General features: G+C 68.5%; 9 protein-coding genes. 2 read left to right on the forward strand and 7 right to left on the reverse strand.

Annotated elements, in window-relative coordinates:
- Window positions 1-141 precede the first annotated feature (141 nt).
- Both SK803_RS03385 and SK803_RS03390 read left to right on the forward strand, forming a co-directional pair.
- Window positions 142-996 (forward strand): geranyl diphosphate 2-C-methyltransferase, encoded by an 855-nt coding sequence (locus tag SK803_RS03385; protein ID WP_319964235.1) that lies wholly within the window; start codon window positions 142-144, stop codon window positions 994-996.
- Window positions 996-2,060 carry a family 2 encapsulin nanocompartment cargo protein terpene cyclase gene (locus SK803_RS03390; RefSeq protein ID WP_319964236.1) on the forward strand — a complete coding sequence of 355 codons (1,065 nt, stop codon included), beginning with the start codon at window positions 996-998 and terminating at the stop codon, window positions 2,058-2,060. Before SK803_RS03385 ends, SK803_RS03390 begins: the two co-directional genes overlap by 1 nt.
- Before the next feature lie 12 nt (window positions 2,061-2,072).
- Here the strand turns inward: SK803_RS03390 and SK803_RS03395 are convergent, their stop codons facing one another.
- From SK803_RS03395 to SK803_RS03425, 7 genes are all read right to left on the reverse strand, one after another.
- Complete coding sequence (locus SK803_RS03395) at window positions 2,073-4,367, reverse strand: excinuclease ABC subunit UvrA (RefSeq protein ID WP_319964237.1); 2,295 nt, start codon at window positions 4,365-4,367, stop codon at window positions 2,073-2,075.
- A 215-nt stretch (window positions 4,368-4,582) separates the two neighbouring features.
- Window positions 4,583-5,473, reverse strand: coding sequence for an alpha/beta hydrolase (locus SK803_RS03400; protein WP_319964238.1), 891 nt, complete (start codon window positions 5,471-5,473; stop codon window positions 4,583-4,585).
- Window positions 5,470-6,318: a carbohydrate ABC transporter permease gene (locus SK803_RS03405; protein WP_319964239.1), complete on the reverse strand. Its 849-nt coding sequence runs from the start codon at window positions 6,316-6,318 to the stop codon at window positions 5,470-5,472. The genes SK803_RS03400 and SK803_RS03405 overlap by 4 nt, the downstream gene beginning before the upstream one ends.
- On the reverse strand, window positions 6,308-7,195 hold the full coding sequence (locus tag SK803_RS03410; protein WP_319964240.1) for a carbohydrate ABC transporter permease: 888 nt from the start codon (window positions 7,193-7,195) through the stop codon (window positions 6,308-6,310). Before SK803_RS03410 ends, SK803_RS03405 begins: the two co-directional genes overlap by 11 nt.
- Window positions 7,192-8,397 carry an ABC transporter substrate-binding protein gene (locus SK803_RS03415; protein WP_319964241.1) on the reverse strand — a complete coding sequence of 402 codons (1,206 nt, stop codon included), beginning with the start codon at window positions 8,395-8,397 and terminating at the stop codon, window positions 7,192-7,194. The genes SK803_RS03410 and SK803_RS03415 overlap by 4 nt, the downstream gene beginning before the upstream one ends.
- A 15-nt stretch (window positions 8,398-8,412) precedes the next feature.
- Entirely contained in the window at window positions 8,413-10,011 is a 1,599-nt protein-coding gene (locus SK803_RS03420; RefSeq protein WP_319964242.1) for an FAD-dependent oxidoreductase, read from the reverse strand.
- Window positions 10,012-10,041: 30 nt separating this feature from the next.
- Window positions 10,042-11,034, reverse strand: a complete 993-nt coding sequence (locus SK803_RS03425; protein ID WP_319964243.1) for a LacI family DNA-binding transcriptional regulator — start codon at window positions 11,032-11,034, stop codon at window positions 10,042-10,044.
- Window positions 11,035-11,106 lie beyond the last annotated feature (72 nt).

An 11,106-nucleotide genomic window follows, 5' to 3' on the forward strand; every position in this document is an offset into this window, starting at 1 on the left:
GTGCCCACTGAGGGACGCTTTCGTCGCACCCGTTCGTGTCCGAACCAAGCCTGAACGGCGGATCGCCGTGTCCGCCAAAGGCTGCAAGAGTCGGTTGCTGTTCGGCAGCGAGCGTTCCAACGAACAGGAGCACCACTGGTCATGGCGAGCCCCACTGTGAAGCCGGTTCTGCGCACCGACTACCAGCGTTCCGTCGCTGACTACTGGAACAAGGAGAAGGACCCGGTCAACATCAAGCTGGGCGAGGTCGACGGTCTCTACCACCACCACTACGGGCTCGGCGCGTACGACCCCGCCGTGCTGGAGGCGCCGGCCGAGGTCCGCGACGCGGCGATCATCGCCGAGATGCACCGCCTCGAGACCGCGCAGGCGGAGGTGCTGCTCGACCACTTCGGCGACGTCCCGATCGGCGGCCGGCTGATGGACGGCGGCTCCGGGCGCGGCGGCACGAGCGTGATGGCCAACGCCCGGTTCGGTTGCGAGGTCGACGGCGTCAGCATCTCCGAGGAGCAGGTGGCGTTCGCCAACGGCCAGGCGGCCGAGCGCGGCATCTCCGACCAGGTCCGGTTCCACTTCAAGAACATGCTCGACACCGGCTTCGAGACCGGGTCGTTCAACGGCATCTGGACCAACGAGACCACGATGTACGTGGACCTCCAGCAGCTGTACGGCGAGTTCGCGCGGCTGATCGCGCCCGGCGGCCGGTACGTCTGCATCACCGGCTGCTCCAACGACCTGACCGGGCTGCGCTCGCGGGCGGTCAGCCAGATCGACCAGCACTACATCTGCAACATCCACCCGCGCAGCGAGTACTTCAAGGCGTTGGCGGACAACGGGTTCGTGCCGATCAGCGTCGTCGACCTGACGGCGGAGACCATCCCGTACTGGGAGCTGCGCGCGAAGTCGTCGGTCGCGACCGGCATCGAGGACCCGTTCCTCACCGCGTACAAGGAAGGCAGCTTCCACTACCTCCTGATCGCCGCGGACCGCGTCTGATGAAGGATCTCCTCACCGGGCCGTCCGGGCTGGGCACCTCCGCTGCCCGGCTCGGGCGGCCCGAGGCTGTTGTCCTGCCACCGGAACCTGGATACGCGGAACGTCCGTGGGGTGACGGCACGGCGCCGCCGCTGTACGTGCCGGTGTGCGAACGCGAGGACGACCTGCTGGCCGCCGCCGTGGACGAGCGCCTCGTCGCGTGGGCGGGGGACTGCGGGTTCGAGGAGCCGGAACGGTTCCTGGGCGGCAAGTTCGGCCGTTTCGTGGTGCTCACGCACGTGGACACTGACGACGTCGACCAGCTCCTGATCGCCGCGAAGCTCAACGCGGCGTGGTGGGCCGCCGACGACCTGTACGCCGACAGCACCGAGATGGGCGCGGTCCCGGCCGAGCTGCCGCCGCGGCTGGCTCTGGCGATGGCCGCGATGGACCCGGTCGCGCCCGCGGCGGAGTTCACGTCGGAACTGGAGGAGGCGCTGGCGGCGGACCCGGTGCTCGTGGGGCTGCGGTCGGGCATCGCGCACCTGGCCGCCCGCAGCACGGCGACCGTGGTGCAACGAGCCTGCTACTCGACGTTCGCGATGTTCGTGTCGTGGGGCGCTTATGCGGCGTGGCGGCACACCGGCAACTACCCGCCGGCGTGGCAGTACCTCGCCACGCGTCAGCACGACACCTTCTACACGTCGATGACGCTCATCGACGCCGTTGGCGGGTATGAGTTGCCGGCGCCGTTGTACTACGACCCGCGCGTACGGCAGTTGCTGACGTCCGCGGGCACGGCGGCGGTGATGGTGAACGACCTGGTGTCGGTGGAGAAGGACGCCGCCGACGAGAAGCCGGTCTGCAACATGGTGCTGCAGATCGCGGCGGACCGTGAGTGCTCGATCGCCGAGGCGACCGCACGGACCGTCGAGCTGCACAACCAGCTGGTGCGCGACTTCGAGGCGGGGCACAAGGCGCTGCTGGCCGTGCCTTCGGTGGAGCTGCAGCGGTTCCTCAAGGGAACGAAAGCCTGGATGGGTGGTGGCTTCGAATGGCACACCACCCACCCGCGATACGAATGATCAGGCTGGTGGTCAGTCCTTGACGTAGGTCCGCAGGTGCTGGGCCGTCAGCGTGTCGCCCGACGCGATCAGGTCGTGCGGCGTGCCGGTGAAGACCACCTTGCCGCCGTCGTGCCCGGCACCGGGACCCATGTCGATGATCCAGTCGGCGTGGGCCATCACGGCCTGGTGGTGCTCGATGACGACGACGGTGTTCCCGTTGTCCACCAGGCGGTCCAGCAGTTCGAGCAACTTGTCGACGTCCGCGAGGTGCAGGCCCGTCGTCGGCTCGTCGAGCACGTAGACGCCGCCCTTGTCGGTCATGTTGATCGCCAGCTTGAGCCGCTGACGCTCACCACCCGACAGCGTGTTGAGCGGCTGGCCGAGCCCGAGGTAGCCGAGGCCCACATCGACCAGCCGGCCCAGGATCGCCCTGGTGGGACCGTCGGAGAAGAACTCGGCGGCCTCGGCGATGGGCATCGCCAGCACCTCGGCGATGTTCTTGCCGTTGAGCTTGTAGCCGAGCACCTTCGGCGTGTACCGCTTGCCGTCGCACTCCTCGCAGACCGTCGCGACACCCGCCATCATGGCGAGGTCGGTGTAGATCAGGCCGATGCCCTTGCAGTTCGGGCACGCGCCGTCGGAGTTCGCGCTGAACAGCGAGTCCTTGACGTTGTTGGCCTTGGCGAACGCCTTGCGGATCGAGTCGAGCATCCCGGTGTAGGTGGCGGGGTTCGAGCGCTTCGAGCCGCGGATGGCGGACTGGTCGACCTTGATCACGTTGGGCTGCGACCCGAGCGAGCCGTGGATCAGCGACGACTTGCCGGAGCCCGCGACGCCGGTGACGACGGTGAGCACGCCGAGCGGCACGTCCACGCTGACGTTCTTGAGGTTGTGCAGCTTCGCGCCCTTGACCGAGATCTTGCCCTTGGGCGTGCGGACCTGGTCGCGCAGGCCGACCTTGTGGTCGAGGTGGTTGCCGGTGAGCGTGCCGGACTTGCGCAGGCCGGCGAGGTCACCGGTGTAGCAGAGCTCGCCGCCGTTGACGCCGGCGCCGGGGCCGAGGTCGACGACGTGGTCGGCGATCGCGATGGCCTCTGGCTTGTGCTCGACGACGAGCACCGTGTTCCCCTTGTCCCGCAACATGAGCAGCAGGTTGTTCATGCGCTCGATGTCGTGCGGGTGCAGGCCGGTGGTCGGCTCGTCGAACACGTAGGTGACGTCGGAGAGCGCGGAACCCAGGTGCCGCACCATCTTCACCCGCTGCGCCTCGCCGCCGGAGAGCGTGCCGGACTCGCGGTCGAGGCTGAGGTAACCGAGGCCGATCTCGACGAGCGAGTCGAGGGTGCCCAGCAGGTTGGACAGCAGCGGCGCGACCTCGGCGTTGGTCACCTTGCGCAGGAACTCGGCCAGGTCGCTGATCTGCATCGCGGACAGCTCGGCGATGTTCTTGCCCCTGATCTTGCAGCCGAGCGCGGCCTGGTTGAGCCTGGTGCCGTTGCAGGCGTTGCACGTCGTGAACGTCATCGCGCGGTCCATCCACGCCCGCACGTGCGGCTGGACGGTGTCGCGTTCCTTGCCCGCGTAGATCCGGTCGAACTTGACCAGCAGACCCTCGTACTTGAAGTTGAACTTGTCCCGCTTGAGCATCTCCGCCGGGGCGTGGAGGAAGAGCTCCCACTCCTTCTTGGTGAAGTTCTTGAGCTTCTTGTCCATGTCGAAGAACTCGGACATGTTGTAGGTCTGCCAGTACTGCGACCGCGGGTGGAAGTTCGGGATCGTGATGGCGCCCTCGTTGAGGGACTTCTCCACGTCGTACATCTCGTTCATGTCCAGGCCGCGGGCGCTGCCGATGCCCTCGCACTCCGGGCACATGCCCTCTGTGGAGTTGAAGCTGAACGCCACGGACGTGCCGATGTTCGGCTTGCCCAGCCGGCTGAACACGATGCGCAGCATGGTGTGCGCGTCGGTCGCGGTGCCGACGGTCGACCGGGAGTTCGCACCCATCCGTTCCTGGTCGACGATGATGGCGGCGCTGAGGTTGCGCAGCTCGTCGACGTCCGGCCGGCCGAGGCTGGGCATCATGGCCTGCAGGAACGCGGTGTAGGTCTCGTTGATGAGCCGCTGCGACTCGGCGGCGATGGTGCCGAACACGAGTGACGACTTCCCGGAACCGGACACACCGGTGAACACGGTGAGACGGCGCTTCGGGATGTCCAGCGAGACGTTTCGCAGGTTGTTCTCCCGCGCCCCGCGCACCTCGATCACGTCGTGGCTGTCCGCGGCGGACTTGTCAGATCCTTGTGGTGACTTGCGATCACGGCCCATCGCACGATGTTCCCGCGCTCTGGTCGAACCGCACTTGAGCCGGGATAGGGCGAGTGGCCCAGTGGCTACGCGATGCGTTGCCCGGAGAGGATCTCGCCTCGAGCAACAGCACCCGGCCCGCTTTGTCGCGGAACAACACCCCAGCGGCCATGCGCGCGGCACCGCGATGCACCCGTCTGACCGCGCATTCCCCGGCAACGTTCCACGCCACACCACTAGCCGGCCCGGCGGCGCAACCACTCGATCCGCGCGGCGCGGGCCCGGCGGGACAGCGCCGCCTCCGGGGCTAGCTGGTCGAACCCGTGGCACCCGCCGGGCCACACGTGCAGTTCGGCATCTCCACCGGCGCGCCAGATCCGGGCCGCGTAGTCGACGGCCTCGTCGCGGAACACGTCCACCGAGCCGACGTCGACGTAGGTGGGCGGCAGGCCGGACAGGTCGGCCGCCCGTGCCGGGGCGGCGAACTGGGACACGTCCGGTCCGCCCCGCGCGTCACCGAGCAGCGCGGTCCAGCCGGTGAGGTTCGACGTGCGCACCCAGGTGGTGCCGGCCAGGAACTGGTGGCTGGACGGCGTTTCGCACCTGTCGTCGAGCATCGGGCACATCAGCAGCTGCCCGCGGATGGCCGGTCCGCCGTAGTCGCGGGCCATCAGCGTCACCGCCGCCGCCAGCCCTCCGCCCGCCGACGTGCCCGCGACGACGGGAGAGGTGAGACCGTTGCGTTCCATCCACGTCAGCGTCCGGTAGCAGTCCTGCACCGGTGCCGGATGCGGGTGCTCGGGGGCCAGGCGGTACTCCGGCGAGATCAGCACCACGCCGAGTTCCGACACCCATTCGGCCAGCACGTGCAGGTCGCTGCGCCGCGTGCCCGCGACCATCCCGCCGCCGTGCAGGTGCAGCACCGGCTGGCCCTGCGAGGATCCGGCCGGGCGCAGCACGAGCACAGGTACGCCGTCCGCGTCGGACTCCTCGAACGTCACCGTGCCGTCCCGCGTCAGTTCGGCGTCGGTGACCACTCGACCGGTGGCCCGGCGCTCCGCGATCCCGTCAGGAGTCAGCGGTGGCCGGGAGAGGTCGACCAACGCCGCGATCTCGGGATCGATCACCCCTTCACGCCCGTGTGCGCGAGGCCCTCGATGAACTGCCGTTGTGCCAGCACGAACACCACCAGGATCGGCACGGCCGTCATCGTCGCCGCAGCCAGCTGCAGGTTCCACATGGGACCGCCGTAGATGTCGACGAACTGGGTCAAGGCCTGCGGCAGCGTGAACATGTCCGGTGTGGACAGGTACACGATCGGCTCCAGGTAGAGGTTCCACGAGTGCAGGAACGTGAAGATCGCGACCGCCCCGAGAGCGGGCTTCGAGAGCGGCAGCGCGATCCGGTAGAAGATCCCGGCGCGGCCCAGCCCGTCCATCCGCGCGGCCTCCTCCAGTTCGGGCGGCAGCGCGATGAAGAACTGGCGCATGATGAAGATCGCCAGCACGCACGGTGCGCCGAAGATCGGCACGATGATCAGCGGCCAGTGCGTGTTGGTCATCCCGAGGGACTGGAAGAGCTGGAACAACGGCACGATCGTGACCTCGCTCGGGATGAGCAGGCCGGTCAGCACCACCACGAACAGCGCGTTCTGGCCGGGGAACCTGATGCGCGCGAACGCGTACCCGGCCATCGCGGCGACCGCCATCGTGCCGACCGTGACGATCACCGCGATGTAGAGGCTGTTCCAGTACTGCTGCCCGAACGGCTGCATCCGGAACACCTGCTCGTACGTGGAGAACGTCCACTCCGCCGGCAGCAGCGACAGAGAGAAGATCTCGCTGATCGGCTTCATCGACGAGGTGACCATCCACCACGTCGGGAACACGAAAGGCACGCACAGCAGGCACAGCAGTCCGTAGAGCGCGACGCTGCGTTTCGTGACACCGCGCTTCTTGACGTCACGACTCATGGAGCACCCACTTCCGGCGCATCCGCCACTGCAGCAGGGTCAGCGCGGCGACGATGACGAACAGCAGCACCGAGATCGTCGCGCCGTAGCCGAAGTGGTGGAACTGGAACGCCTGCTGGTACAGGTAGTAGATCAACACGGTGGTGGACGTGCCGGGCCCGCCCTGGGTGAGCACCGCGATCTGCGCGAACACCTGCAGCGAGCCGACGATCGTGATGATCGACGTGAGCAGGATCGTCGGGCTGATCAACGGGATGGTGATGCGGCGGAACCTGGTCCACGCCCCGGCTCCGTCGATCTTGGCCGCCTCGTACAGCGGTGCCGGCACCCCTTGCAGCGCCGCGAGGAACAGCACCATGTTCAGGCCGACGTTCTTGACCACCTGCACGACGATCACCGAGACCATCGCGGTGGTGTCGCCGCGCAGCCAGTTCGGGCCGTGGACGCCGAAGAACCCGAGCAGGCCGTTCACGCTGCCCTCTGGTTGCAGCATGAGCTGCCACACCAGCGTCCACGCCACCAGCGACACCAGCACGGGGGAGAAGAACAGCGTGCGGAACAGCGTGGTGCCCCGCAGCTTCTGGTTCAGCAGCACCGCGAGCAGCAGTGCCAGCGACAGGTTCAGCACCACCAGCCCCGCGGCGAACCACGCGGTGGCGACCAGCGACTCACGCAGCTTCTCGTCGGCGAGCAGCTGCTTGTAGTTCTCGCCACCGATGAACTCGAAGGTGCCGCCGAGCACGTTCCACTCGTTGAGGCTGTACCAGCCGACCAAAGCCAGCGGTATGAGCACGAACGCGAGGCTGCCGAGCAACGCAGGCGCGACGAACAGGTACCCGACCAGGTTGTCGCGCCTGCGATACGTCCAGAACGTCACTTGCGCTCCAGCAGTGGCTTGATCTTCACGCAGACGTCGTCGAGCACGGCGGACACGTTCGCGTCGGCCTTCCACAACGGGTCCAGCGCCGCGCGGATCGTCTGGTTCAGCTCCTCCTGGCCCTGGTGGCTCGGCTTCACCACGCCCTTGCTGATGCCCTCGACCACGACCGACTGCAGCTGCTCCGGCCTGATCAGCGGGTTGCTCTTGGCCAGCGTCTGGGCGTTGAGCAGCGACGACCGCACGGACGGGAAGAACTGCGCGAGCTTGGCGGAGTTGGCCTCGTTGGTGAAGAAGCCGAGGAAGTCGGCGGCGGCCTCGGCGTTCTTGGACCGCTTCATGACGCCCACGCCGGCCTGCCCGATCACCGCGTAGTCACCCTTGGGACCGGTGGGCAGCGGCACGAGCGTCCAGGTGAACTTGGCGTCCTTCAACGCACCCGCCCGTGAGATCTGGCTGACGGCCATCGCCGCGTTGCCCGCGAAGAAGTCCACCGTCGTACCGGGGCCGGGGATCGCCTTGTCGGTGAAGATCGCCTTGTGGATGAACGACATCGCGTCCTTCATCTCCCTGCTGGCGAACCCGCACGACCGGCCGTCCTCGCTCCACGCGTTGGCGTCCCAGCCGCGCCAGATCGCCGAGAGCACCGCCCAGTTCTGGTACTTGAAGTCCGGCAGCACCAGGCCCTTGCCGGACGCGGCGGCCGCGGCCATCGCCTGTTCCCACGTCCACTTCGCCGGGACGTCCTTGACCAGGCTGGTGTTGACGAAGAGGCCGAACGGTGAGGTGGAGAACGGGTAGGCGTAGAGCTCGCCGTCCTTCTCCCAGAGCTTGATCCCGCTCGGGGTCAGCTCGTCGGCCTTCTCGATCTTGCTCCTGATCGGGGCGAGCGCGCCGGAGGAGACGAAGTCCGGTGCGGACTCCTCCAGGATCCACGCCAGGTCCGGCGCGTTGCCGCCGGCGATCTGGGTGGTGAGGGTGGTGGTGTAGCCGTCGGCGGGGATCGAGTCGAACTTGATCTCCGTGACGTCCGGGTGCGACGCCTTGTACTCGGTCGCGATCTCGTTGAGCAGCTTGAGATGTGCTTCGTTGGCGGTCCACACGGTCATGCGCAGCGACTTCGGACCGGACTGGGCAGAGGAACCACCGCACGCCGTGAGGGCGAGCAGAACCGCGACGATCAGCGCTGGAAGTCGGGACATCGTTGTCTCCCTGGGTCAGTAACCGGACACGTCCGGCCAGCGGAGCTCGACCCCGTCGCGTTCCAGCCGGTGCTGGAAGTCCGCGAACAGGCCGGGGGTGTTGCGCACCGCGCGAGGGGTGACTCGGTGCGCCAGGCAGAAGTCCGCGAGCGCGCCCGCGACCTCTCCGACGTTCCACTCGACCGGGTGCAGCCGGTGGGAACCGTTGGTGATGTGGGTGGTGCCGATGTTCTTGCCCGCGGGCAGGAGGTTCTCCACCCGCTGGGGGACGAGCGCGCCGAGCGGGATCTCGAACGGGCAGCTCGCGACGTCGAGGTAGTTGTCGCCGCCGGTCGAGGGGTGCAGGTCGATGCGGTACATGCCGACACCCACGGCGTCGGCGTGCTGCACGGCGCCCTTGTCGCCGCGCACGGCGAGCGAGAGATCCTGTTCGACGATCGTGTACTCGGCGCGGATCCGCCGTGACTCGCGGATGTAGGGCGCCTGGGCCAGGCCGTCCGCGCTCCCGGTGACGTCACCGCGCAGCCGCAGGCCGGGGAACCCGGTGCCGCCGTCCTGGCGCGGTGCCTCGGTCTGCAACCAGTACAGCACCGACCGCGAGAGCTCCCGTGCCGCGGCGATGTGCTTCTCCGCGTCCGGCACGTCGATCACCGGCGACTCGAAGTAGTCGATCATCGGCCAGTTGACCAGGCAGATGTCGCTGTCGTAGGCGCCGTCGACGAAGTTGCGCCGGGCGGCGATGCGCCGGAACGTCCACAGGTTGCTGTCGCCCGCGCTGAGCCGCTGGTCGGACAGGACGGACAGCGGGTCCTCGTCCGGGTTCGGGGTGAACGTGCGCTCGGCGGTGGTGAGCGTGCGCGGGTCGGGGGAGCGGAACGACAGCATCCGGTCGCCCCAGTACTCCGGCTGGTAGTCGCGCCAGAAGCCGTACCGCGCGGGCTTGTCGATCGTGTGGTCGCCGTCGACGTGGTCGATCGCGAAGCACACCGACATGGCCTGCATGTTCGCCGGCTGGGCGGTCTCGGGCGCGCTGGGCTCTCCGGTGTCCAGAGTGGACTCGAAGCCGGTCACGTACTCGGTGCCGGACAACGGGAGCAGCTCGCCGGTCTCCGTCGCGTCGAGGACGTACGGCGCGGAGAGCTCGATGTGCTCGCCGTTGTGGTCGACCGTGACCGACACGATCCGGTCGCCGTCGGTGCGCGCGGAGATCGGCCTGGCGGGTTGCAGGACGGTGAGCTTCCCGCTGCCCCGGTACGGCGCGAGCATCTCGTCGATCACCGCCACGGCGACGCGCGGCTCGTGGCAGAGCCTGCTCACGTTGCCCGCGCCGGGGTTGAGCTCACGCCACGCCCGCGCCCGCGGGGTCAGCGGGTAGTGGCGGCGGTAGTAGTCGCGGATCCCGTCGCGCAACGCCCGGTAGCTCGCGGTGACGCCGAAGCGTTCGACCCAGCTGTGCTCGTCGGGCGGCACGGCCTGGCTGGTGAGCTGGCCGCCGAGCCACTCGAACTCCTCGGTGAGCACGACCCGGCGACCGGCGCGCAGCAGCGCCAGCGCGGCGGCGACGCCACCGAGCCCGCCGCCCACGACGACGACGTCTGTGTTCCTGTCGGACAACGTTCCTCCTGATCAGCGGCCTGAGCCTGGTCAGACCCCGCCCAGCGTCGAGCCCTCGACGAACTCGCAGGGGAGCAGTTCCTGTGGGGTGGTGGCGTTCTCGAGCACCTCGGTCAGCGCCTGCACCGCCCGGCGGCCCATCTCGCGCCGCGGGATGGTGAACCCGGTCAGGCCGATCTCCTCGGGAGCGGGCCGGGTGGCCGCGCCGAGCGTGAGCACGGACAGGTCACCGGGGACGGACAGGCCGCGCCCGCGGGCGGCGAGGACGAGCGCGGCACCGTCGGAGACCTCCTCGGTGAGCACGGCGGTGATGCCCGCGTCCCGCAGCTGGTCGAGTCCGGCGAACGGCACGTGCGTGCCGTCGACACCATGTGCGGCAACGGCTTCGCGGAACCCGCGCAACCGGTCCGCGGACGACTCCGCGCCGTTGCCCGCACCGATGTACGCGAACTTGCGGTGGCCCAGAGCGACCGCGCGGTCCACCAGGTTCCGCACCGCCGCGCGGTAGTCGGCGCCGACGTGCGGCACGGGACCGCCCGCGTCGTCACGACGTCCGATCGACACGAACGGGATGCCCTCGGTCAACAGCTGCGCGAGATCGTCGCGATCGAGCGTGCGACCGAGCAGCACGCACCCGTCCGCGAGCCGGATCCTGCTGTCGTCGCTGAAGATCCGCCGCTTGCCGCCGGTCTTGGCGCTGGTGAACAGCAGCAGGTCGCAGCCGATCTCCTCGGCCTGCTCCTCGATGCCCTCGAGGAACGGCTGGTAGAAGTCCGCGCGCGTGCTGGGGAAGACCGCCTCGTAGGTGAACACGCCGAGGATGCGGTTGCGGTGGTCGTGCAGCCGGCGCGCGATCGGGTTCGCGACGTAGCCGGTCCTGCGGATCACCTCCAGCACCCGCGCCCGCGTCTCCTGCGCGATGCGGACGCCGGCGTCCTGCCGGTTGTTGAGCACCAGCGACACCGTGGCCTGGCTGACGCCTGCCATCCGCGCGATGTCCTGCTGGGTGAGCCTCTTGGCCATGTCCACCTGCCAATTCGAATTGGCCGAGAGTCTGCGACAGCGCCCCGACTGCCGTCAAGCCTGTAATAATTC

The sequence above is a fragment of the Lentzea miocenica genome (assembly GCF_033949945.1).
Classification (GTDB): Bacteria; Actinomycetota; Actinomycetes; order Mycobacteriales; family Pseudonocardiaceae; genus Lentzea; species Lentzea miocenica.

Coding starts and splice junctions, on each gene's coding strand:
- SK803_RS03385 (WP_319964235.1), top strand. CDS start 142: ATGGCGAGCCCCACTGTGAAGCCGGTTCTGCGCACCGACTACCAGCGT.
- SK803_RS03390 (WP_319964236.1), top strand. CDS start 996: ATGAAGGATCTCCTCACCGGGCCGTCCGGGCTGGGCACCTCCGCTGCC.
- SK803_RS03395 (WP_319964237.1), bottom strand. CDS start 4,367: ATGGGCCGTGATCGCAAGTCACCACAAGGATCTGACAAGTCCGCCGCG.
- SK803_RS03405 (WP_319964239.1), bottom strand. CDS start 6,318: ATGAGTCGTGACGTCAAGAAGCGCGGTGTCACGAAACGCAGCGTCGCG.
- SK803_RS03415 (WP_319964241.1), bottom strand. CDS start 8,397: ATGTCCCGACTTCCAGCGCTGATCGTCGCGGTTCTGCTCGCCCTCACG.
- SK803_RS03425 (WP_319964243.1), bottom strand. CDS start 11,034: ATGGCCAAGAGGCTCACCCAGCAGGACATCGCGCGGATGGCAGGCGTC.